Below are 24,391 nucleotides of genomic sequence, written 5' to 3' on the forward strand. Positions count from 1 at the left end.
TTTATACTTGCGGTGAATAAAAAATGGCTCTGATAAATGTTGCGGCTCGCGAAATACACTGCAAAATTGTTTATTACGGACCCGGCTTATGCGGCAAAACTACAAATTTAAAGTATATCCATTCTGCGGTACCCGGTCATGCCAAAGGTGATTTGCTTTCGATTGCTACCGAAACCGAGCGCACCTTGTTTTTTGACTTTCTTCCGCTAGATTTGGGTCAGGTTCACGGATTCCAAACCCGCTTCCACTTATATACTGTCCCGGGTCAGGTGCTGTATGAGCGAACTCGCGTGGCGGTGTTGAACGGGGCGGATGGGGTAGTTTTTGTAGCAGACAGTCAGCAAAACAAGTTACGCGAGAATATTCAAAGCTTACAGGAATTAGCCCGAAATATTCAAGCGCAGGGTAAGAAGTTTCTAGAATTTCCACTGGTATTGCAATATAATAAGCGCGATATGCCCAACGCCGTACCGGTTGAAATCTTGGATCATTATCTAAATTCTTCCATAAAAGTCCCGCGCTTTGAGGCGATTGCCAGCAAGGGCGATGGAGTTTTTGATACTCTTAAGTCAATCAGTAAACTGGTTATTAGTAAGTTATAATTAAGAACAGGGATTAAAGATAGCAGCCATAACAAACTTGTATAGTTTGGTTGCCCTAATCCTCCGGACACAATCTACAGCTAACGTGAAGGAAACAGCATGGCTCTGGAAGGTTCGCTACGCGAATTTCCAGTAACAGACATTATTCAGATGGTAAGCCTGACTAAGCAGACAGGTGCCGCTGAAATTAAAGCCGCCTATCGCGGGCAACCCACGGTGGGTCGTATTTATTTTAGAGGCGGGAACGTAGTGTTCGCCGAACTCGATAATTTGCCTACCATGGAAGCCCTTCTTTCTTTTTTCTCAATTGACGACGGCGAATTCACATTTATTACCGGTGAGCCTGCTCCTCGCGAAGAAATCCATAGTAGCAGCGAGATGATTATGATGCAGGGCATCAATCGCTCTGATGAGGTCAAACTCATTCGGGAAGTATTGCCCAGTGATGACATTGTGCCACGCCTTGCTGATAACCCTCAAACCGTGAATGGTGGTAGCATAAACCTGCGCCCTGAAGAGTGGAAGTTACTTACCCTTATCAATGGTCAAGATGATATTGCCACTATTTCCCGCAAAGGTAATATCAGCCTGCATAATACCGAGAAAGTAATTGTGCATCTGCTGCAACTTGGTCTGGTGGAGAAACAGCAGCGCAATGTCAAATATATCCTTTATGCAGAGTTAAGCGAACTAGCTATTGGTGTGCTTGGCACTACCGCTAAAAACCTGATAGATCAATCCTACCAGCGTGCGCATATTTATATCGAAACCGATATAACGCCGGATCAGGCTTATGAGGTGGTGGTTAACTTTCAAAAACTTTCACGCTTGCTGGTAGGTCCAAAAAAATCTGATATGCTGGCAGATCAAATGCGCGACCGTGTTAATAAGCTTTTCAACATCAGGTAATAGCTGTTATAAATCTCTACGGTGGCTTTTGATTAGAGGGTTGACGAGGCAGATGTATATGAAACATAAAAAGCGGTTACCTTACATCATTGCTATGTTGATGGTTCTGGTGATGGGGTTAGCTGCATGTGGCGAACTAACGCCCAGCGGGAATACGACCGGTTTTTTGTTGAATGAAGTATATTCCGGTTCTGCGGCAGGCGGCTTGCAATGGGTGGAAATTCTCGCGAATGCTTCAGGTAAGGATGGAGAAAATAGCCTAGACCTCACCGGCTTGACCCTTAGAACTGCTAAAGGCTCGCTGGATTTGAGTAAACAAAAGGCAACCGCGCTAATCCCCACAAAATCAGACTTACTAGAGGTAGGACAAGGAAAACCAGTTCCGGGCGGCGCTTACCTATTGGTGGTATCAAGCGTTTCGAACTTCAAAGCCGCCTTTCCCTCTTCTAAAGCTGTACCCTTTGATGGTTCAAGTGTTCTGGGTGATCTTGACCCCAAAGATGATGCCATTACTTTGTTGCAGGGAGGTCAGTTGCTTGATCAAGTCGGGTGGGGTAACCCTTCGCAAAGCTTATTGAATAAAATTGGCGTTTCCGGTTCGGTAAATCTTTCGCTTTCTTCTATTGGGGGTGATAATCCCAAAAGTCTAGGGAGAACTCCACCGACCGGCGCGCGCGATGTAAATAAACCGGGTATCTTTACCATTCACGAATCGGTTTCGCCGGGCGGCGCAGTGCCACAACCTCGTGAAAAATATAATTTCTTGCTGAATGAAGCTACCAATGTTATTACTATCGTTGGCGGTTTGATACTTTTTCTGGTATTCGTGATGATAGCGGTAATTGCCCGCCGCTTTGAGACTTTGGCTCAACAACGCACCTACTGGCAGTTGTTGTTGCTAGCCCCAATCGGAATTATGGTTTATAACGTTGTTACAATTCTAGCTTTCATTTCCAGAGGCAGTTTAAACGATCAAGATCGCTGGATTGGTTTTACCTCGTTATTCATCTCCGGTATAGCCTGTGCTGCGGTTATCAATGTATTTCGCAATATTGCCAAAGATATACTGGCGGCTGAGTAAAGGGAGGCATAGGCGATGACCGTATTCGGCAATGTTATAGAGTTATTCCAGCAACAACAACTCCAGGCTTTACTGCTGGATATAGGCTTTATTATATTGGCTCTGGCGCTCTTCTGGTTTGCTCGTATTCTGGGAGAATTGTTAGAAATTATCCAAAAACCCCCGGTAGAAGGACTTACTCGCATTGCGGGTTGGTTGTTGATTTTGACTTTCTCCATACCGCACTATGTCGCGAATATTTACTTGTATCCGAACCTAACCGGAGATAGTAATATGTGGGTAGCGCTTTGGATTTTCCGTACTATCTCAAATGTGGGTTTGCTGGTTGCCTCAATTCTGGCATTAATCCCGGTAGTCTTGTATTGGCGTTGGACTAGAGAATAGTTTTTAACCTGACTGTAATAATTTTTTATTGACAAAACCCCGCTTTACCACTATTTTGGAAATAGTGGTTTTTTTACTATTTATCGGAGGATTAATTGTGTTAAAGGGTCTTGAAAACTGGCTGATCGACTTCCTGACAACTTTTTACCATAGTGTTGGCTGGTGGGGCGTAATAGCGATGATGGCAATTGAAAGCATGATGATTCCGCTACCCAGCGAAATTATTATGCCGCTGGCAGGGTGGTTGCTGGTGACCAATATTGCCGGTGATACTCCCGTGTGGCTGCAACTGGTCTGGGCTGGTGTAATCGGTGGTGTAGGCTGCACAATCGGCTCTATAATCGGCTACTATATCGGACTCTTTGGCGGCAGACCTCTGGTAGTTAAATACGGCAAGTATGTGCTGATTAACGTTGGGCATCTGGAAATTGCCGAACGATGGCTCGATCGTTGGGGCGCCCTTGCCACTTTTATTTCTCGTTTGCTACCGGTGGTACGCACATTTGTAAGTTTGCCTGCCGGTGTGGTACGCACGCATCTTGCCATATTTTTACCTTTAACCTTTATAGGTTCATTTATTTGGTCGCTGGCTTTAGCTTGGGTAGGGTTTGTGTTGGGGGCACAATTTGAGTCGGTTCGCAACTCAATCGGCTGGTTAGATTACCCCATCATTGCTGTAATTCTACTTCTAGTAGTTTGGTTTGTGTACAATTCGCTGAAAAAGCGCAAGCAAGAACGCCTTGCTGCTTCGGTTGTAGGCGGCAAAGGCAAGGAATAAGCCTCCGCTTTCATTGAAATTTGACATATCCTTTTTGCCGCTCACCTGTCGAGAGCTTTGTTGTTAAGCTTAACCATCGACTACAAGGGATGGTGAACGGTTTTTTGTGGGAAAATTTAATAAATATAACCGAGAAGGAGTTTGCGGGATTTGGAACTGACAATTTTTCTTGACTATGATGTAATTGCAGCAACAGACGTTGTTGCCAAAGAAGGCGGCTTCTTCCTCGATCCTGTTTATCTTATCAAAACCCTAGGCTTGTTCGGCATAGTGCTGATTGTTTTCGCCGAGTCGGGTTTGCTGTTCGGCTTTTTCTTTCCGGGTGACAGTTTGCTCTTTACTGCCGGGTTTTTTGCTTCTCAGGGTTGGTTTGATATCTGGTTACTGGTTCCCCTATGTTTTATTGCCGCTGTTTTGGGCGATAGTGTAGGTTACTGGACAGGCAGCAAGTTTGGTCCGAAGTTATTTAACAAGGAAGATTCATTTTTCTTCCATAAGGATCATATTATTCGCGCTCAAAAATTTTACGATAAATACGGTGGCAAAACAGTTCTGCTGGCGCGTTTCGTGCCGATTGTGCGCACCTTCGCGCCGATTGTAGCGGGCATGGGCAAAATGCGCTATGCCACATTTCTAGCTTACAATGTGGTGGGCGCTTTCGTATTTGCAGTTTGTATCACTCTCGCTGGCTATTTCTTGGGTCAGGTGATACCGGATATAGATAAATTCCTGTTGCCAATTATTTTCTTGATTATTTTAGTTTCAGTTGCGCCGGGGATATACCATATTTTCAAGGAAAAAGATAACCGGATGCGCTTTACGAATAGCCTCAAGAAGTTGCTCAAACGTGATGGTAAGGTGGAATCTGCCGCTCAACTTAATAAAAAAGACTAAAATCGCGGTTAATTTATGGCTAGTACCGGAGTTTCCCCCTGCTATGCCGGAGGGGGATTTTTTATTTCGGCTGTGTTTTTTGCTGCTTCATAAATTTCACGGAATGGTCTCTTGGTGCGGCGTGCGATTGCCGCTACATCTTCGTATTCCGGCACGGCTTCTACCGCTATGCCGTTGAGAAACTTGAGCTTGAGCCGTACTTTTGAGCCTGCCACTTCCACTTCTCGGAAATTGCGCCCGGCTTTGTAACGGCGATATTGGCTTACTCGCACGCCAAAGGCGCTGGTTTCTTTCAAGATAAGCTCGGCAATACGCGCTTCATCGCTGGTATTTGCCAGCACGCCTAGCATTACACCGGGGCGGTTTTTTTTCATCTGGATAGGGCTGAAGTAAACATCTAGTGCGCCTTCTGCCAGCAATTTATCCATCAGATAACCCAAGCCTTCCGCGCTCATATCGTCAAGATTGGTTTCTAGTCCGCAAATTTCGTCATGTTCAAAAGGGTCGCTAGTAAGCGATTCCTGTGTTAACTGTATTGTTTTATGAGTCTCAGTTTCTGGCAGAGGTTCTCCTAGCCACAGGCGCAGCGCATTTAGCCAATCAAATTCGCGACTCCCGAAGCCATAGCCGATTTTTTCCAGTTGCATAGCGGGTTGGGTGAAGCGGCACAAGGTTGTTACAATTGCCGCTCCTGTAGGCGTTACCATTTCGCTGCGGGCAGGGTATTGGCTACCATTGGATAGGGTTACTTGGGGCGACAAAATAGCCCCGGCGTTTGCCAGCAATTGCAGGGTGGCAGGGGCAGGCACAGGCAGAATTCCGTGCGCCGTATTTACAAAGCCGCTACCCAGCGGTAATGCGCTGCAATAAAAATGCTCTATTTCGAAATATTCGAAGCCTAGGCACGTCCCTACAATATCCACGATAGCATCTACTGCCCCGACCTCGTGAAAATGCACCTGTTCAAGCGGTACTCCATGAACCTGCGCTTCGGCTTCTGCCAACGCCCGGAAAATGCGAGAGGCTCTATCCTTGACTCTATCAATCAATGCGCTGTTTTCGATAATAGCGAGTATCTCGCGGAGATGGCGCTGCGTTTCCAGTTCCGGTTGCTCTAAAATTACATCTAGCTTTATCCCGCTGATGCCATGCTGCTCGACTCGATTCATTTCAAGATGGTAATTAGCTACACCGAGTTTTGCCAGTTCAGCTTTGAGGTAATCAAGCGGCATTCCGGCATGCAGCAATGCGCCGAGTGTCATGTCACCGCTTACACCGGAAAATGCGTCAAAATAAATCAGTTTGCCCATTGCTTATATTTTCTGAAAGTACCTTGTGGGTTATTGACTCAAACGGCTGTGTTTACCGTCTTGCGCTACCTTTAGCTGTCCGCAAGCCGCCTGAATATCGCGTCCCATCTCCACCCGCACCGAGTTAGGAATACCATAACGAGTCAATTCTGCTTGGAAAACCTTAACTCGATTTATATCAGAACCGCGCTGGCTACTACCGGGAACGGGATTCATCGGAATCAGGTTTACGTGGCATAACATTCCTTTGATGAGTTTGCCCAGTTCTCGCGCACAAGCCACCGTATCATTAACCTCTTCTACCAGTGTATATTCAAAACTGAGGCGGCGATTGGTATTGGCGATATAATCCCGGCAAGCCTCGATTAGCTCGGCGATGGGATAACGGCGACTGATAGGCATCATCTGGCTGCGTAGCGTATCATTTGGGGCGTGCAGCGAAAGAGCTAGATTCACCGGCAGTTCTTCTTGCCCGAAGCGTTTTATCATTTGGGGTAAACCCACCGTGGAAACGGTCATTTTACGGGCGCTCAGGTTGATACCATCCGGGTCATGCAAGCGTCGAATCGCTTTCCAGAGGTTCAGGTAATTTGCCAACGGTTCGCCCATTCCCATAAACACAAGGTTGGAAACCCGCTTATGCCCCAAAGTCAATTTTTGATCTTCGGTGTTTATCAGGAAACGCTCGTAGTGCAAGATCTGTTGCAAGATTTCCCCCGCCGTCAGGTTACGATTCAAACCCATCAAGCCGGTAGCACAAAAAGAGCAAGCCATCGCGCAGCCAGCCTGCGTTGAAACGCATACAGTAGCGCGATCGGAGTAAAGCATTAATACCGTTTCGATTTCCGCGCCGTCCCATAGCCGGAAAAGAGCTTTACGGGTTTGTCCGTCATGCGCAACTTTTTCAGCTATCACTTCCAGCGGGGCAAGGCGATAATTTCCCTGCAATTTTTCCAACAAAGGGCGAGGCAAGTTGCCCAACTCGCTGTACTCTGCGGCGAATTTCCGATATAGCCAGTCCCAAATCTGGTTAGCGCGAAAGGCAGGTTGCCCGAAGCTCAAAACAACATTTTTCAATTCATCCCGCTCAAGCGCAAGCAAATCAGGCAGCGGTTTGCTTGTCTGGGTAAGCGGTATAGAAGCGGTGGCAATATTTATATTTTCTATTTCGGCTAGATCTGCCTGAAAATCCTGCGGTAGCATTTATACATCCAATCAATAAAAAATCCCGTAGCCTCACTGGTTACGGGAGAAATTTTACCATTACTGCTAGGATAAGCAAAGTGGTTAAGGTTTATTCGAAAACTTATAGCCGACTCCCCGAATAGTCTGCACATAGCGAGGGTTGGAAGGGTCTTCCTCTAGCTTTTTACGCAGACGCGCTAGGTGTACATCTACTACGCGCCCATCGCCAAAGTAATCATAATTCCAGATTTGCTCTAATAATTGGTCGCGGCTGAAAACCAATCCGGGATGATCATGTAGGTATTTTAGTAGGTCAAATTCCAATTTGGTCAAATCCAGTTCCTGCCCGTTCTTCCAAACCTGCCTTCGCTCTGAATCTATAATCAACCCGGTTTGAGAAGGAGCTTCGGTGGCTTTAGGTACTGAGATTATTTCAGCCTGGATTTTGTTGCGCCGCATCATTGCGTTTACACGTGCTACCAGTTCGCGTCCACTGAAGGGTTTAGTAACATAATCGTCTGCGCCCGCTTCTAGACCGAGAATTTTCTGATCCTCCGTGTCCAAGGCAGTGAGCATCATAATAAACATGCTCGGATTAATCTGGCGTAACTGGCGACAGACTTCTACCCCGTCCATTTCTGGCATCATTCGATCCAACAAGGCAACCACCGGGTTTTCTTTGCGCGCAATCTCAATTGCTTGTTTACCACCTTCTGCCACCAGTACATTGTATCCGGCGCGTTTAAGATGATATTCAACCAAAACCCTTATATCGGACTCATCGTCAACTACTAGTACTTTATCGGCAATTGCGGTATTTGCCGATTCTGCGTTTGAGTTGGTTTTTTCTGTCATAAAATAGATACCACTATGTTCCTTTTTATTGATTAACTACTCTATTTTAACAGGAAAACCTAACAATTAACATAACGATCAAGGACAAATTTGCTACCGTACAGATATAAAGGAGAGGAAAAGGAGGAGAAGGTTGAGGCAGAGTGGTAAACTGTAGTTTTCTTACCGACCAAAGTAGAAAGCAAAAGGATACCAAAATGAGTGACAACCTTCGCCGACATCGTGCCATAAAACAGCAATTGTTGCAACTCCACCCACAAGCGCAGGGGCGCGAATTACAATATTTAACAATTCTAGCGATGGTGATCAGTGGGATTGTAGGTAGTCGGCATAGTGCGTTGCCTAATATCGCCGCCAAAGTGCCAGATAAAACTAAACGGGAAAGCCGCATCATCCGAATGCGCCGATTGCTCAAAAATGATAACTTTAACCAAAAAGTGGTGTATGCTCCTTTCGCCAAACAATTGCTGAGTAGCCTGTGTCATTGTCCACTGGTACTGGTGATAGATGGCAGTCAGGTTGGTGCTGGTGGAATGGGCTTAGTAATCAGTGTAGTATATCAGGGGCGGGCTTTACCTTTGGGTTGGTTGGTGGTTAAGGCTAAAAAGGGACATTTAGCTCAAGCTTTGCACATCAGATTGTTAAAGCAAGTTCACTCGTTGGTTCCGTCTGGTAGCCAAGTAGTCTTTTTGGGTGATGGTGAATTCGATGGCTGTCGTTTGTTAAGACGGTTAGATTATTACGGTTGGCAGTATGTCTGTCGTACTGCTAAAAATAGCCAGGTCTGGTTGGATGAACAAGCTCATTATGCCATCAGTAAGTTAGGGGTTCAGCCTGGTCAGGTAGTGAGTCAGAGCGGCGTAGCATTCAGCAAACACGAGTACGGACCAGTACTGGTCATAGCGGTCTGGCAAAAGCCTTACCGTGAGCCACTTTATCTGGTGAGTAATTTGGCTCTAGCCCAGGAAGCAATCCGGTACTACAAAAAGAGGTTTAGGATTGAAACCTTCTTTTCCGATAGCAAGAGCCGAGGGTTTCGGCTGGACAAGAGCCATTTGGATGACCCTAAACGGCTAGAAAGGTTATTGTTAGCGGCTTGTCTGGCTTATCTTTGGATTGTACATCTGGGTACGATAGCTTTAGCTGAAGGCTGGAACCGGGTCATTCATCGCACCGAACGACTGGATTTGAGCCTGTTCAATTTAGGTTTGAACCTGCTTGAGCATTTTTTGAATGAACATTTACCCTTACCAGTCGCCTTTATCCCTTTTCTTTTAGAGGATTTCTAATTGTGTACGGTAGCAAAAGGACAAATAACTATATTAAATAGAGTTTATTCGTTTTTCAGGGATTTTTGTTGCAATTCATAAAGTTTGTTTATAGCCTCTATTGGCGATAACTCCATTATATTCAATTCTCGCAATTCTGCCAGTAGTGGATTCTCAGTTTCAACTTGCATTATCGGGGCTGAAAATAAGCTCATTTGGGTGGATTCTTCATACCCATTGGGCTGTCGGGCGGCTTTACGTGAGCGTCCGCGTTTCATTTCGTTTTCGTTTATCCCTTCCAATTGTGCCAGCAACTCTTCAGCGCGATGGATTACGCTGCGCGGCAAGCCTGCCAGTTGCGCCACATGGATGCCATAACTGCGATCTGCGCCTCCCGGTATTAACTTGCGTAGAAATAAAACCTTGCCCCCTTCCTCGGTAACAGCCACATTGTAATTAACCACTCGCGGTAATACATTCGCCAGTTCGATTAATTCGTGGTAATGAGTGGCAAAGAGGGTTTTTGCGCCACATTTGGGGTTGTTATGGATATATTCTACTACGGCGTGGGCGATTGCCAATCCATCATAAGTGCTAGTTCCACGCCCCACCTCATCCAGCAGAATTAGGCTGCGGGGGGTGCTGTGTGACAAGATATAGCTGGTTTCGGTCATTTCTACCATAAAGGTGCTTTGTCCGCCAGAAATGTCGTCCTGCGCCCCTACGCGGGTGAAGATTCGATCAACCAACCCGATAGTTGCTGAATCGGCAGGCACGAAAGAACCAATTTGCGCTATCAACACAATTAATGCAACCTGACGCATAAAGGTGCTTTTACCCGCCATATTAGGTCCGGTGATTATAATAACTTGCTCGTGCTCGGTGTTGAGCGTCACATCGTTGGGTACAAAGACCGAATCGGGGTTTGCCGCTTCTACCACCGGATGTCGCCCCGCCACAATTTTTATCAGCGAACCGTTATTGATTTGTGGGCGCACGAAGTTATTGCGTTCGGCTACTTCTGCCAGCCCTACAAAAGCATCAATATGTGCCACTGCCGAGGCGGTTTCCAGCAGTCGCGCGGTAAATGTACCCGTAAACTCAAGCAACTCCTTATAAAGGCGGGTTTCCAGCGCATCTATTTTGTCCTGCGCCGTGACAATTAGGCTCTCTTTCTCCTTCAATTCGCTGGTGAAGAAGCGTTCGCCGTTGGCAATCGTCTGCTTGCGTATATAATCGGGTGGCACTAGCGAAAGATAAGATTTGCTAATCTCGATGTAATAGCCAAAAACCTGATTGTAACTTACCTTCAGGTTGGGGATTCCGGTTCGGGTGCGCTCCCGCTCTTCTAGCTTTGCAACCCACTCTTTTGCTTCCCGCACTCCGATTTTGATGGAGTCCATTTCTTCGGAGTAGCCTTCGCGGATGACATATTTCGCCTTGTTTACCGCGCCACGTCCTGCGAATTGCGCCAACAAATCGGGGTCGTCAATTACTGCTTCGGTAATGCGTCCGGTTACATCGGTGCAAGGGTCAAGTCGTTTGATAATAGAGGCTAACGCGCTCTGCACTTCTGGTTGGGCGGTTTTAAGCAGTTCGGCGAGAGGTTCTACCCGTTCCAGCGAAGCCTTAAAAGATAATAGCTCTTTGGGAACAGCCACGCCCTGCGATATACGCTGCGTAGTGCGCTCTATATCGCGAATATTCTTGAGATGGTCTATTAAAGCATCGCGCAAGGTGGCGTTGCGATAAAGGGCTTCTACCGCATCGAGACGCGCTTGAATGCGAGGTACTTCCAACAGTGGTTGCCCAATCCAGCGGCGTAACAAACGCGCTCCCATGTCGGTATGGGTGCGATCCAGTACGGCGGTAAGCGAGTTTTTTTTCAGCCCTGTGCGAGTCGACTCTTCCAGTTCGAGGTTGCGGCGGGTTTGTGGGTCAAGCGCCATAAATTGCTTAAGGCTGTAAGTAACCAGTGTATTGAGGCGTGCCGCGATGGATTTTTGCGTTTCCTTGAGATAGGCGACCAGTGCACCTGAAGCCCGAATTACCAAAGGCATCTTCGCGCAACCAAAACCCTCCAGCGAGGCTACTTCAAAATGTTCCAGCAGGGCGTGACGGGCATTATCTTCTTGCCAGCGAAAATTTTCAAACTGGGTGAGCATCGTTTTTTCGCAAGCGGTGGTAAGGGCGCGATAAGGCAGCAAGGGGTCATCTTCGTCCGCTTCGGTCTGGAACAGCATTTCAGGGCGAATGCGGCGTTGTTCGTTTCGGCGTGGCGCGACCAATTCAGCCGGGTTGATGCGCACAATCTCCTGCCGCACCGCATTGAGCAATTCCGCCCGGTTTTGTTCATTAAATTCGGTGGCGCGAAACTCCCCGGTGGTTATGTCGGTATAAGCCAACCCTGCGCTTTTCTCTTCCAGCCACAGCGCCACGATAAAATTGTTGCGGCGCGGTTCTAGCAAGTGCGGTTCTACCAGCGTGCCGGGCGTTACCACGCGGATTACCTCGCGCTGCACCAACGAACCCGGTTTTGGCTCAGTCATTTGCTCGCAAATGGCGACCTTATAGCCCAAATCCACCAGTTTTTTGAGATGTGGTTCTAGGGCGTGAAAGGGAATACCCGCCATCGGCAAGCTGTCATTCTTGTTGAAGCCTCGTTTGGTGAGATACAAGCCTAACTTTTCGGAAGCGGTAATAGCATCCTGCTCGAAAGTCTCGTAGAAATCGCCCAACCGAAATAACAATATCGCGTCGGGGTATTGTGCCTTGATTTTCTTATATTGTTGTATTAGCCCGTTCTCGTTGCTCATTTTTTGTCAGCTTTAGTTTCCTGAATCTTCACCTGTGCCACTGCCAGCGCCATAAATAACCAGAAGAGCGCCGCCATATGCGAGAATTCAATATTGAAAAAGTAGTGATCTAGCACTCCAACCGCCAACGCTCCCACAATGCCGCCCGCAAAGCCCAACAAATATGCCTGCTGGCGTGGGTCAGGTAAGCGCCCCATTCCTTTAAGGCAGAAAGCGAAAAATAAAACTATTACCAGTAGGAAGGAAACCAAACCAAACAAGCCCATGCGTTGGGCGATGGTCAGGTAAATCATGGAAACGCCTGTCGTGAGGTCAACCGAAGGGGCGTTGCCAAAACCTACCCCAAACCATGGGTAACGTTGGATAATTTCAAGGGCGTTTTGGTATTCGGCAAGGCGCATCAAGGTGGCAGGGTCTTGCAGGGCAAAGCCCTCGGCGAAGCGCGTTTTGATATTACCCGGCAACACCAGCCAGCCAGCGATAGCTGCCGGGATAGCGTATAACCAGATTTTGCGGTACTTCACCGTTGCCACGAAAGCGACTACTACCAGCGTACCCAATTGCGCCCCACGCCCATAGGTCAGCACCAGCGCAGCAGCAGGACCAAGCATTAACAATGCCAGCACCCAACGTTTGAAAATGGGTTTGGGCGAAACCAGTTGTACAAAAAGTAGTGCAATTACCAGTACCAGCAAACCGCCGTAGCTATTCGGGTCAACGCTGGTTCCGGTGGCGCGTTGTCCTTTGGCGGGGTCGTCCTCCACATAGCGCAACACCCGATTGGTGGGGTAGCCGATGGTCTGCAACGCCAGTAAAAGCCGCTCTTGCAATGTTTGCGGCAATACATATAGCCCTAGTCCGATATAACCTGCCCCAGAACCTGCCAATGCCAGCAATTTCACCACTTTATCCAGCACCGTTTGGGTACGCACAATATTTATTATGGCGAAAAAACTCACGATGGAAAGCATCAACTTGAAGAAATTGTGCATCACATCGGTGCTGTTCACGTAGCCAAAGCCGAGAATAAAAGCGAATAGGCATACGCCCAAGAACAGTAATACTGCCCAATCGAAGGGTGAAGAAACCAGCTTTTGATCCTCGTCGTCACTGCGGAGCGCCAAGCGGAATAACCAGACCGTGAATAGCGCCAGTTGAGCTGCTTCTAATAGAGTGAGTGTAATGCCAAGCTTTACCGGGATAACGGCAAAAGGTAATAGCAACGCTATGCTTATTCCTACCATCAGGGTAAAGATGGGGCGACCAAGCATGAAATAAGCTACTACCAGCCCTGCTACCGCGCCAAAGCCGAAAAGAGGGTTGGGTAGCGCCACCGCCATAAAGCCGCCCGCCACGCCCAACAACAACGCGCTTCCTACCAGCATTATCAGTTTGCGGGTTTCGGGAGTTAGTATCAGGGATTTGGAAGTAGCTTTTTGATAGTTCAAGATGCTTTAGCTGTTTTCAAGAAAATGTTCTAACTTTTCAATGATTCATTCCGCTTATCGGGCTAGACCTCTCGTAGCAATTCCTGATGTCCTTTTACTTCCAACCGCACGATAAAGCGCAGGCGCGGCGTATGCTCTATCTCTACCACATCGCCTACTTGCAATTCATCAAATAGAAAATTGCTTATCTCAAATTTCCGCACCCCGTCGCTGCCTGACTCCAGACCACCGTCTGCTACCACAATCTGGCGGCGGGTATCGTTCGTGCCGCCATTCACGCGCCACTTGCTCAACACCGGACCTATTGTAATCTTTTTGGGCGCTTTCAGGTCTTTGAGTTTACGCAAAAAGTTAACGCTGAAAAGCAAGCCCATACAAAACAGAAAAATAGCTGTACCCGGCAAAAGAAAACGCTCGGCAGTAGCGCCGTAGTTGCTGAAATTAGAATCCAGCCAACTTGGAATCGAGTTGAATAAACAAAGCGCACCACCAGAAAATAATGCTGTAGCGATTATACCATCAGATAGCAGGGCTAATTTTTGCTGCCAGCCCGGCATATAGCGCAAATTTATCGCCTTGCGCTGTTCCTGCTCCAACACCAGTAGTTGCTCTAGCTCAAAATCATCTCGCCGTAGTATTTTTACTTCTCTTACAAACTGGAATAGAGGCGTGTAGCAGACTTCGACAAAATCCACCCCATCGGTTGACAGAAAATCCTTTTCATTTAATTCAAAGCGCAAATTTTTCCGGGCTTTTGGCGCGGGCAAACTGCGTAACAGCAAGCCATAGCCTGCCGCGTTGAAATCGGCTTGCTCAATCCGCGCCACTACTATTCCACGTTTACGATAAGGCGGCAACAACCAATCTGCAAGCTTAACCAGTGCATAGATAAGAATAAACACTATTAATATAATAATGCATGCCACTGTCCAGAATGCGGGAGCCTGATATTCCTGAAAAAGCACCCCTGCTACCCACTCATCTTGTACCAATTCTCCTAAGTTCTCGACATTGAGCGAATATATATGGTGGATGTGGGGAGACATAGAAATTAACACATTTTGCCCGTTTTGAATTTGCCGAATCATTTCTGAGCGCAGTTCAAAGTGCGAAATTAATGAGCCTGTATTACTCTCTATCAGGTCAAAGCTGCCGTTATTGTTGCGAGGGTATGAGCGGGGGCTTTTGTTAGCAATTTTGCCTTCAACTACAACCGGTGGGTTGCTGCCATCGCTCCAGTAATCCTCGCCAATTATGTATGCGACCCCAAGTCCAAGCCCCAAAATTAACGCAAGGCTGAAGCCGAAAATGAAGCGAGTTAAGGGATGTTTTTTCCACATGGCGCAGTTAGCGGTAAAGGAATTGCAAAACCGGACAATTTTGTGGGGTTATTATACCTTTTTTTTACATAAATTAAAGCATTATGCTTTTTGCAGTAACCATCAAAAAGACCTGTGTGTCTATTCTCAAGCTTTCGGTTTAGAGTATAATTTCGCTATTACTTTATTCAACCTGTATCCTGTAAATAGTGGTGGGAAAGAATGACAGCCTCAACTGAGATACCCGTAAAATTGGAAACTATTCTGGAAGCAGCCGGGCGCATCTCCGGTGTGGTACGCCGCACCGATTTGATGGAATCTCAGGCTTTTAGCAAGGAGTGCGGTGCGACAGTATTTCTAAAATTTGAAAATATGCAACGCACCGGTTCTTTTAAAATCCGGGGCGCTTATAATAAAATCTCTCGCTTAGCAGAAATGCGCGGTGACGAGCGCCCTTTAGGGATTATCTGTGTCAGCGCGGGAAACCATGCTCAGGGCGTTGCCAGCGCCGCCCTATTTAGCGGGTTTGCGGCTACAGTAGTAATGCCGTTAGGGGCATCCTTGACTAAAGTAATGGCGTGTCGCGACTTGAAAGCAGAAGTCATCCAGCATGGAAATACATTGGAAGAAGCCTTCACCTTTGCCAATGAGTTGGCAAAAGCGCGTGAATTAATGATGGTGCATCCCTATGATGATTGGGATGTGATTGCCGGGCAGGGTACAATCGGTCTGGAAGTGCTTCAGGATTTACACGATGTCAATACTGTAGTAGCGCCTTTGGGTGGTGGCGGGTTGCTTTCTGGAATTGCGCTGGCGATTAAATTACAAAAACCCGAAGTCCGGGTTATCGGGGTACAAACCGAGGCGGTTTCGCCCTACTACGGCTTTATCCAGAGTGGGAAGTATAGCGCAATTAACCCGGATGCCACTACTATAGCCGATGGTATCCGGGTGAAGTTGCCGGGAGAGCGTCCTTCGTTGGTGTTGCGCCGCTATGTGGACGATGTGGTGACGGTGGATGACGGTAAAATTTCGGAAGCGATTGTTTCAGTTTTAGAACGTACTCGAACGTTGGTAGAAGGGGCGGGGGCAATTGGGCTTGCTGCACTAATGGCTGGTAAAATCCCGCTTAAACAGGACGAACGGGTGGCAGTAATTCTCAGCGGGGGCAATATTGATACGCCATTGGTCGGAAACATCATTGATTATGGTTTGTCCAGCAGTGGCAGGCTATTTGCGGTTTCTATACTCTTAACCGATAAGCCCGGACAACTCCATAACTTGCTTAGATTGGTAGCCGAAATGGGTATGAATTTGCGACAGGTGCAGCATCGGCGTGGCGAACTTAACGTTCCGGTGGGGCGCACCGAAGTAGTATTGCAAATCGAGTGTCGCGCGCGTGAGCAGCATAGCCAACTGGTGGAGCATCTCAGGAATAATGGGCTTGAGGCAAGAATCATTAACTGATCGCCGGATTAAAAACAATTTGATTGTTGCTCACCTGCGCTATATAATAGCGGCGAAACAAGATAAAAGGGAGTAGTTTTCGGGCTTTAAGCCCGTTGCGGTGGTTTCGACATACTGGCTAAAAAAGCCTGGAACCGTCGGTCAGTATAGATTTATTGGCAAACGAGACTTTTACCTTACAGCAACCCCCCCTATTTGGGTGTTGGGTTTTGCGGTAGGGTGAAAAGGCTCGTTTTTTTGTTAAGGAGGAGAAAGTGTCTGCTATTCTGGCAAGTTTTTTCTTTATCTTCGCAGCAGAGATGGGTGACAAGACACAACTGGTGGCGTTGGCGTTTGCCACTCGTTACCGCCCAAAGCTGGTACTGATTGGCATAACGATAGCAACCTTGTTGGTGCATTTGTTTTCGGTGACTATCGGCGAAGTGTTAGGGGCAAGCCTGCCCTCTTTCTGGATAAGCATCGCGGCAGGGTTGGCGTTTATCGGTTTTGGTATCTGGACTCTGCGCGGTGATGAACTGGATGATGAAGGCGAAGTTAAGGAACATGCGCTTGGACCGCTTTTCACAGTAGGTATTACCTTTTTTCTGGCAGAACTGGGCGACAAAACTATGCTCGCCACTGTTACCCTGAGCAGCGAATATCGCGACTTTGTGCCAGTCTGGATAGGTTCAACTTTAGGAATGGTGCTGGCAGACGGGCTAGCAGTAATTGTGGGGATTGTAGCGGGCAAACGCTTGCCGGAAAAAACTATACAAATCGTGGCGGCTCTAATATTTATCGGTACGGGGATTTTTACGCTGGTAGAGACGATTTTCTTATAAAAAAAATTAAACCCCAGTTGCTCACAAACCGGGGTTTTGCTTGTACTGCCATTCTAATTGTGGGGTCGGCAGACTCGCGTTTGAAAAAGGTTTGCTCGTCCACTTGTCGGGAGGAGGGCGGCTTACCGTAATTTCCAAACTCAAGCGCATTATAACCTACTTCATGAACCATGTCAAGGGGTGCGCGACTCATCCCCACCAGATTACTAATCCCACATGTAAAATTTAGTATTTAAAGATTGTGCAAAAAAGCGCCTTGCAAGCGTTTATCACCCCTGCTTGATGAGTTCTTGAATAGATTGGGTTATCAGTTCAGGTTGTCTTAAAGGTATTGAATGATCGCTTTTTTCGGCAATAACCTGCTTTCCTTTGGGCGATAATTTCACTAGATCAGCTTGCAATTCCCTCCAGATATTCTCGAGTTCTGGAAAAGGGTCTCCTAGTGAGGTCGGCCAATATGATTCTGGTGGTTTGACCATACCTACCCACCCTCTGGTCAAAACGATCAAGGGCACAGGCGGAAACTTTGCTGCCGTTCGCGCCTGTTCAACGCTCTCCTTGAAATTCTCATAAGTCATTTTTTCAGGGTTACCGGTAAAATCATTAATTATCGCCGCTTGTTCTTTAGTCAGCGCTTTGTCAAAACGGGCAAATTGGTCAACATGCATGGATTCTACCAGCACCACACCCGCTATCTCATTTGGATACTGGCTGGCGTAAAGTTGCATATTTAGCCCACCAAGAGAATGCCCTACTATCAGGTAAGGACCTTTGACTTGACTGTTTGTGAGTAGAGTTTTTAACTCTTTGACCATTTGTTGAGAGGTACGCGGGGTAGTTGCTTGTTCGCTCTTACCCAAATTGCCTCGGTCATAGCGACATACACGGGTAAATTGGGCAACTTGCGACTGAACTGCCGACCAAACCGATGAATCGTCTGCCGCACCTGTATCTAGAATCACCGTTGGACTACCTACGCCGGTACAGGAAATAAACAGTTTGAAACCTCCTACATCTACCAAGCCCGCTATATCCTGAGCAGTTGGAGTGGCTGTTGTAGCCGCAGTGGTTGAAACGGGTGCGGTGGGAGATGGTGTTATAACAGGCGCGGTTGTAACAGGCACAGTTGTCGCAGCCACTGTAGTAGGCGAATTGGTGGTAGTTGCACTACTTGTAGCGCTTGGTGATGGGTCACCACAAGCTGCAAGGAGCATACTAAAAAACAATCCTAATACGACCAGACGGATACCTAAAATACGTTTCATCTTTGCCTCTTTTCTTTTTTTGTTCAACAGAAAGCTAAAAGAGTATGCCGTTTATGATCTGGTAACCTCATTTTATCTGGTATATTGACAGATTTGATATTAATTTTGGAAAAACCAAATGAAACTATTTAATTGGGCATAGTTATATTAACATGAAAAATAGTATTATAATAGTATTAAAGTAACTATTCTAGGATTTATTTCAGGATCAAATTAAAACAAAACGAGGATTATGGTTTCCAAACCATTTGGTGCAAAGAGCCTTGAGTTATCATTTTTATTAAATATTGTATCTCTATGAGGTTTTGGCAAAGTGTGATAGTTTATTTTCCTAACATTTAACCACGCTATATTCCCAGATACGGACGAGATTACGAAGTAAGGTTGTTTTAAACTTTCCAGATTCGCAGTGTCCCATCCTCCGATGCGCTTAAACCATAGTTCTCATCCAGCACGAAGGCAAAGCCACTGACGCTATCTTGATGACCCTGTAGGTTAAGCGGAGTTTGATTCGGCAATTGCCAGATCATAATATTATTGCCCGGTAGTGAAGCCGCAAGTCGCTTTCCTGAAGAATCAAAAGTCAATTGCCGCACCCCGTAATCTTTTGTATCCAGCAAGAGCCTTTCCTTGCCGCTTGGTAGGTCGTACATGCGCACCTTGCCGCTGATAGCTACCGCAAGGAATTTTTTATCCGGTGAAATCGCCAGAGTAGCGATATTATCATCTTCTTGGGTCAGCAATTTTGGTTGTTCGTTGCCATTTATATTCCAAAGATAGGTATTTTTATTGCCCCATACCAGCGCCAGAGTTTGGTTATCTGCAAATGCTAGGCTGGTAGCGCTGATTTCTTCCTGCGTGTTCGGCTTTAATTCTTTGCCAATGCGGTAGTTGCTTGTATCATAAAGATAAACCTGTTTGTACGAACCAACCGCCAGCTTTTTACCATCAGGTGAAAACGCAATCCCTCCGATAGCATTATCGAATTGTTCAATCTCCGCCCGTTTGCCGGATTCTGTATCCCACAACATTAGCTCATTGTAAGAGGTTGAGACAAGCCGCTTGCCATCTAGCGAGAAAGCCAGATTATAGGGCGTATTTTTATGACCCTCTAACTGATAACGGATAGTACCTTTTGCAAGGTCGAATAGCACGATTTTTTTATTCTGGGTAAAAGCAACCTGCCGCCCGTCAGGAGAAAGCGTCAAAGTTCTCAACGCTGAGGATGCCGAGCCTATGCTTTTATCCAGCTTTAGTCCGTCCAATGTGCTGATGGCAACCGTGTTATCGTTTGAAGCAGTTACTACTTGTTTAGAGCCGGGCATAAACTTAAGGCGAGTAATGCCCCGCTCGTGGGGGTTGGTTGATGAGATTTGCTTGCCCGAATCCGCCTCCCATACTCCTAACCTTCCCTCGGTACTGCCACTAATAAGAAATTTCCCATCGGGGGTATAAAGTAACGCTGAGAGCGATTCCGAATCGGGTAGCGCTAGTTTTATTAAAGGGTTGAAGATCAGCATATTTTGCTTGGCAGTAATATTCCAGAAGCGTAGAGAACCATCGTCAATCGCAGTAACCAGTATATTGAGGGAAGGGTGGAACGCAACCGCCGTAATATTTTCGTTAGTTTGTAGGGTAATTCGTCCCGCTTCACTAAAGGTAGTAAGGTTAGTAACGGAAAGATTTTGCGGCTTGTCAATCACTGCCACGAATTTGCCATCGGGCGAAAAAGCTACCAGATTCGATTCGAGCCTTTGCCCGGACTGTACGTTAGCGGGAGTATTACCGGAGTTGTTAAGCTCCCACTGACGGCGTGAGTTATCTTCGGCGATTGAATACACTGTCCTGCCGTCATTTATAAAATCACAAGCCAGCGCATTTACGGTTTGACCCTCTAAGGTACGCAGAATTTTACCATCGGGCATATTCCAAATAAGCAAGGAGTTATCTGAACCGCAGCCAAGTAATCGCTTTCCATCTTGTGAAAAACTTAACCCGTGTACTGTGCCGTTAAAACCCGACAGGCGGGTTAACTCTTTTCCGGTTTCAGTACGCCAAGTAATCAGCGTTGCATTGCTATAGCCAGCCGCAATCACACTTCCATCCGGTGAAACATCCATTGCCGTTACGCTGTTTTGAGCAACTCCCGCCAAGATTCTGGATTCGCCGATTTGCGTTGGCAAGGGATAAGAAGCTGTTACAGGACGAAATGCCCCGATAGTGCCATTGGAATTGCTGCTTGAATTGCTTGAAACTATCAGCACCAGAATTGTGGCAACGGTAGCCAGAATTAAGATTACACTGGCGATAATCACTAATAACGGCATTTTTTTCATTTTTTCCGATGCGGGTTCAATTGCAGGCGGGGGTGTTTGGCTCGACCCGTTAGGCAATTTCAGATCAGGGGGCGTATTTGCTCCGGAAATATGCGCCGGATTTGGGGTGATACCTGTCGGTGGGGTTTGAGGATTCTGATACATACCAAAGGTGCTGGGACCCGGCAAAGGGGCGACCCTACCAAGCGGGGTAGTCTTTTCACCCTGATTAGGGCTGCTGATATGAAGGGCATGCTGATAAGCCATGTAAAATTCGGTAGCGTTTTGAAAACGGTCTTCGGGGTTTTTGGCTAGGGCGCGTAGAATCACATTTTGCACTTCAACCGGAACGGTGGGGTTAAATTCTCTCAAAGCTGGCGGTGGCGTGGTGACATGTTGCACAATTATAGAAGTAGTAACCCCAATGAAAGGTGGTCGCCCTGCCAGCATCTCATAAACCATTGCGCCCAGCGAATAAATGTCGCTGCGTTTGTCGGCATTACCATGCGCCTGTTCAGGAGCCATATAAAAGGGTGTACCCATATATTGACCCGTTGCGGTCAAGCCACTATCACCATCCGCCTCAAGGTTTTTGACCAGCCCGAAATCGGTAAGTTTGGCAATATTTCCGTTTTTCTCGTCAATCAGAACGTTGGCGGGTTTAATATCTCGGTGAATCATCCCTTGTCGGTGGGCGGCTTCCAGTCCGGAGGCAATTTGTCGTAGGATTTCTGCGGTTTCAAAGAGGGACATCGGTTTACGCAGATTCATGAGGTCGCGTAGGCTTACACCTTCTACATATTCCATAACCATGTAAGGCATATTTTCATGCTGGCTAAGTTCGTAAACCCTCACAATATTGGGATGTCGTTCCAACCGCAGCGCGTTACGGGCTTCGCCTCGCACAAACCTATCTCGCAACTGGGTGTTTTCAGCAAGCTCACCCAATACAATCTTGATTGCACGCGACTCATCAAGGAGGTTATGGTGTGCCAGCCAAACTTCGCCCATACCGCCTTTTCCCAATCTGCGTACTAGACGATAGGTTCCGCTGATTACGTCTCCAGCCTGCAACATATTTTCAATATTCCTTCCAGCTTATGAAACGGGGAAACTCCAATTCATTATAACCGATATTTTGAGCATAAAAAATCCGCACCAAACGCGGTGCGGAGTGAAAGTGACGCTGCTATTTCTTTTTGGCTTTAGCCACTTCCAATACTCGGTCATATTCTGTTTTGAAGGCTTTAGCCAGCCCTTCATCATCAATAATTAGCAAGTTTTCATCATTGGATTTGTCGGCGTTGTCGCTGAAGTTGAAGGAGCCAAAGATTGTAATATGTTCATCTAGAATGATGACCTTGTGGTGCATAACCCAAGGATTACCATCGGTATAAACGTCTAGCTTTTGCTCCAGCATCTTTTTGTACTGCGAGTAAACGGTTTGTGAACCGGTGGTTTCGAAAACGCCACCGACTTTCACCCCTGCTTTTGCTTTATCCATAATGGCTTTGCCGATTCCGTTGTGAGTAAAGGAGAAAGCCATAAAATAAATGCTGGATTTAGCAGTGCCGATTTTATCTACAATCTTTTGGGCAACCCCATCTTCGGCAGCAAAATAATTCTCAATTTTGGTATTCCCGATAAGCAGCGAGGGATAGGGTACGCCTTTATCCTTGTTTGGTCCAAAATCTTTCTTAATAAACATCTTCTCGAATTCGGTAGTATAGTTCTGTGCCAACTGCGGATTCTTGATAAAAATCACATTATTATTCAGATGATAAGTATCGCCATCGGTGTAATTCCAGCTTCCGGTAGAGACTGCCTTATTGTCCACCACCGTGAACTTGTTATGCATAATCGGGCTGCGTTGGTCATCGACAATGGTTATACTAGCTTTTTTCAGTTTGTCGAAAGCCGCTTGAATATTTTTGTCTTTGTTGGTGATGGTATCGGTATCTGTAACCATGCGCACCCTTACGCCCCGCTTTGTGGCAGCAACCATTGCGTCCGCCACGTTTGCCAAATCAAAGTCATAATCTGCCACGTCAACGGTGCGTTCGGCAGTATTGATGAAATTGGTTAAGTATTGATCAAGGCTGCCTTTGTGGTTTTCAGGCTTATCCGGGTAAACAGGCGCAGTAAAGTACAACTCGTACCAATCGGTTTTATAGTGACCCCCTGAGCCAAGCGCGCCTTCAACCACAGTGCCTTCGATAGCCTTGGGGGTTGTATCCAAAACGCTGCTAACTTCCTGCTGTGGGTCTTCGGTAGCTTCCGCTGTTATTACGGCGACAGTGGTTTGGCTGCCACCCATCATCAGCAAGCCAACAATGGCGATAGCTGCTACCACAATTAGTGCGATACCTGAGATTAGTAACGTTCTGATAGTGCGTTCTCGTTGCGGCACATAGTTTTCAGGATCGTTTTTTTTATTTTGATTACCAGCCATCCGATGTGGACTCCTCTCTGTAAAAGGAATAGATTATAAAACAGCCTGTAAAACAACCTGCGCCAAATCGTGCGCTGCGTTAGGGCGTGCCAGCGTGCGCGCGGCTTTGCCCATCGTTTCAAGTTGTTCGGTATTCTTTAGAAGCTTCTTGATTTCGTCCAGCAAACGCACCCCGTTTAATTCTGCTTGCGGGATAATAACCGCTGCGCCCGCTTCCACGCTACGCTTTGCATTGCGTGTTTGCTCATCGCCGCCGGTTGGTACAAGGGGAATGAAAATCGTAGGTTTACCCAATGCCGAAACCTCAGTAACCGTTCCTGCTCCGGCGCGACTGATTACGAGGTCGGTAAGAGCGAAAACATCTCCGATTTCATCGCCCACAAAACGGGTCAGCCAGTAACGGTGGCGCAACTGTTCTGGCAAACTACTTTCTACTTTTGCCAAACGGTCGTAATCCTGTTCATCTCCGGCGGGTTGCTGTCCACATTGGTGCATAATCCGGCAAAGTGGCAACAACTCCCCTAAAACTGCTTCTATTGCCCGGTTGATGATACGCGCCCCTTGCGCCCCTCCGGTTACATACAGGGTTGGTAAGTGATTATCAATAGGGTCAAAGCCACTACGGGCTATTGCTTTTTCTCTGTCACCTTTAAAAATTATAGAACGTACCGGGTTGCCTGTTACTCTAGTTTTGCGCCGCAAGCGTGGCGATAGTTCCTGCGCTGCCCCTTCAAAGGTCAGGGCGATAGTGCGGGCAAAACGCGCCGTTATCCGGTTGGCAAGACCCATTTGGACGGTTTGTTCGTGGGTGATAACCGGGACTCGCAATAACCAAGCCGCTATAACAGGCGGTACACTGACATAACCCCCGGTACTTAAGACCACATGCGGATGAAACTGCCATACTTTCCAGAGCGCTTGCACAATACCCACCGGGATTCGGAAAGCATCGGCGATATTCTCGCTGGTAAAGTAACCGCGTAAGTTAAAGGCGCGGCGCAACTTACCGCTTTCTACGCCTTCAAACTCAATATCCGCTTCTACTGCCAGTTTACTTTCGATACCACGTTTATTGCCAAGATAGCGGAATACAGGCTTCCAATCTGTATTTTGCGCTTGCTCACGGATGGCACGGACTACCGCTATTGCCGGAGTTACATGTCCGCCAGTACCACCGCCCGTAACCAATATGCGGATTTCTCTGCTCAAAATTCCCGTTCCT

The 24,391-nt window shown here is 47.0% G+C and carries 20 protein-coding genes; 9 read left to right on the forward strand and 11 right to left on the reverse strand.

Going from position 1 to position 24,391, the window contains the following annotated elements; genetic code table 11:
- Positions 1–23: 23 nt before the first annotated feature.
- The 6 genes from OZ401_RS00490 to OZ401_RS00515 all read left to right on the forward strand — a co-directional run bounded on the left by OZ401_RS00490 (position 24) and on the right by OZ401_RS00515 (position 4,648).
- The gene (locus OZ401_RS00490; protein WP_341468746.1) at positions 24–602 is read left to right on the forward strand and encodes a GTP-binding protein; all 579 of its coding nucleotides are present in this window, start codon (positions 24–26) and stop codon (positions 600–602) included.
- 99 nt (positions 603–701) lie between these two features.
- The gene (locus OZ401_RS00495; RefSeq protein ID WP_341468747.1) at positions 702–1,511 is read left to right on the forward strand and encodes a DUF4388 domain-containing protein; all 810 of its coding nucleotides are present in this window, start codon (positions 702–704) and stop codon (positions 1,509–1,511) included.
- A gap of 58 nt (positions 1,512–1,569) precedes the next feature.
- Complete coding sequence (locus OZ401_RS00500) at positions 1,570–2,592, forward strand: lamin tail domain-containing protein (RefSeq protein ID WP_341468748.1); 1,023 nt, start codon at positions 1,570–1,572, stop codon at positions 2,590–2,592.
- A 15-nt stretch (positions 2,593–2,607) separates the two neighbouring features.
- A complete protein-coding gene (locus OZ401_RS00505) occupies positions 2,608–2,976 on the forward strand; it encodes a hypothetical protein (RefSeq protein ID WP_341468749.1) in 369 nt (122 codons plus the stop codon).
- A 97-nt stretch (positions 2,977–3,073) separates the two neighbouring features.
- Positions 3,074–3,754 carry a DedA family protein gene (locus OZ401_RS00510; RefSeq protein WP_341468750.1) on the forward strand — a complete coding sequence of 227 codons (681 nt, stop codon included), beginning with the start codon at positions 3,074–3,076 and terminating at the stop codon, positions 3,752–3,754.
- A 150-nt stretch (positions 3,755–3,904) separates the two neighbouring features.
- Positions 3,905–4,648, forward strand: coding sequence for a DedA family protein (locus tag OZ401_RS00515; protein WP_341468751.1), 744 nt, complete (start codon positions 3,905–3,907; stop codon positions 4,646–4,648).
- 41 nt (positions 4,649–4,689) lie between these two features.
- Here OZ401_RS00515 and larC read toward each other — a convergent pair whose 3' ends face one another.
- The 3 genes from larC to OZ401_RS00530 all read right to left on the reverse strand — a co-directional run bounded on the left by larC (position 4,690) and on the right by OZ401_RS00530 (position 7,998).
- Positions 4,690–5,958 carry a nickel pincer cofactor biosynthesis protein LarC gene (larC, locus tag OZ401_RS00520; RefSeq protein ID WP_341468752.1) on the reverse strand — a complete coding sequence of 423 codons (1,269 nt, stop codon included), beginning with the start codon at positions 5,956–5,958 and terminating at the stop codon, positions 4,690–4,692.
- 30 nt (positions 5,959–5,988) lie between these two features.
- Entirely contained in the window at positions 5,989–7,161 is a 1,173-nt protein-coding gene (rlmN, locus tag OZ401_RS00525) for a dual-specificity RNA methyltransferase RlmN (RefSeq protein WP_341468753.1), read from the reverse strand.
- Positions 7,162–7,245: 84 nt separating this feature from the next.
- The gene (locus tag OZ401_RS00530) at positions 7,246–7,998 is read right to left on the reverse strand and encodes a response regulator transcription factor (RefSeq protein ID WP_341468754.1); all 753 of its coding nucleotides are present in this window, start codon (positions 7,996–7,998) and stop codon (positions 7,246–7,248) included.
- A 197-nt stretch (positions 7,999–8,195) separates the two neighbouring features.
- Between OZ401_RS00530 and OZ401_RS00535 the strand changes: the two genes are divergently transcribed.
- Positions 8,196–9,287, forward strand: a complete 1,092-nt coding sequence (locus OZ401_RS00535) for an IS4 family transposase (RefSeq protein WP_341467879.1) — start codon at positions 8,196–8,198, stop codon at positions 9,285–9,287.
- A 44-nt stretch (positions 9,288–9,331) separates the two neighbouring features.
- Here OZ401_RS00535 and mutS read toward each other — a convergent pair whose 3' ends face one another.
- The 3 genes from mutS to OZ401_RS00550 form a co-directional block, all read right to left on the reverse strand.
- Complete coding sequence (gene mutS, locus OZ401_RS00540) at positions 9,332–12,082, reverse strand: DNA mismatch repair protein MutS (protein WP_341468756.1); 2,751 nt, start codon at positions 12,080–12,082, stop codon at positions 9,332–9,334.
- Positions 12,079–13,530 (reverse strand): O-antigen ligase family protein, encoded by a 1,452-nt coding sequence (locus tag OZ401_RS00545; RefSeq protein WP_341468757.1) that lies wholly within the window; start codon positions 13,528–13,530, stop codon positions 12,079–12,081. The genes mutS and OZ401_RS00545 overlap by 4 nt, the downstream gene beginning before the upstream one ends.
- Before the next feature lie 62 nt (positions 13,531–13,592).
- On the reverse strand, positions 13,593–14,870 hold the full coding sequence (locus tag OZ401_RS00550) for a hypothetical protein (RefSeq protein ID WP_341468758.1): 1,278 nt from the start codon (positions 14,868–14,870) through the stop codon (positions 13,593–13,595).
- Positions 14,871–15,071: 201 nt separating this feature from the next.
- On the opposite strand from OZ401_RS00550, the gene ilvA reads away from it, so the two are divergent.
- Positions 15,072–16,316, forward strand: a complete 1,245-nt coding sequence (gene ilvA / locus OZ401_RS00555) for a threonine ammonia-lyase (protein WP_341468759.1) — start codon at positions 15,072–15,074, stop codon at positions 16,314–16,316.
- 254 nt (positions 16,317–16,570) lie between these two features.
- Entirely contained in the window at positions 16,571–17,137 is a 567-nt protein-coding gene (locus OZ401_RS00560) for a TMEM165/GDT1 family protein (RefSeq protein ID WP_341468760.1), read from the forward strand.
- Here OZ401_RS00560 and OZ401_RS00565 read toward each other — a convergent pair.
- The 5 genes from OZ401_RS00565 to murG all read right to left on the reverse strand — a co-directional run bounded on the left by OZ401_RS00565 (position 17,109) and on the right by murG (position 24,378).
- Positions 17,109–17,330: a hypothetical protein gene (locus tag OZ401_RS00565; protein ID WP_341468761.1), complete on the reverse strand. Its 222-nt coding sequence runs from the start codon at positions 17,328–17,330 to the stop codon at positions 17,109–17,111. The genes OZ401_RS00560 and OZ401_RS00565 overlap by 29 nt on opposite strands.
- A 76-nt stretch (positions 17,331–17,406) precedes the next feature.
- Entirely contained in the window at positions 17,407–18,402 is a 996-nt protein-coding gene (locus tag OZ401_RS00570; RefSeq protein ID WP_341468762.1) for an alpha/beta fold hydrolase, read from the reverse strand.
- A gap of 389 nt (positions 18,403–18,791) precedes the next feature.
- On the reverse strand, positions 18,792–21,794 hold the full coding sequence (locus OZ401_RS00575; RefSeq protein WP_341468763.1) for a WD40 repeat domain-containing serine/threonine protein kinase: 3,003 nt from the start codon (positions 21,792–21,794) through the stop codon (positions 18,792–18,794).
- A gap of 112 nt (positions 21,795–21,906) precedes the next feature.
- Positions 21,907–23,169, reverse strand: coding sequence for a phospholipase D-like domain-containing protein (locus OZ401_RS00580; RefSeq protein ID WP_341468764.1), 1,263 nt, complete (start codon positions 23,167–23,169; stop codon positions 21,907–21,909).
- Between the two features lie 33 nt (positions 23,170–23,202).
- Positions 23,203–24,378 (reverse strand): undecaprenyldiphospho-muramoylpentapeptide beta-N-acetylglucosaminyltransferase, encoded by a 1,176-nt coding sequence (gene murG, locus OZ401_RS00585; RefSeq protein WP_341468765.1) that lies wholly within the window; start codon positions 24,376–24,378, stop codon positions 23,203–23,205.
- Positions 24,379–24,391: the final 13 nt, after the last annotated feature.

The sequence above is a fragment of the Candidatus Chlorohelix allophototropha genome (assembly GCF_030389965.1).
Taxonomy (GTDB): domain Bacteria; phylum Chloroflexota; class Chloroflexia; order Chloroheliales; family Chloroheliaceae; genus Chlorohelix; species Chlorohelix allophototropha.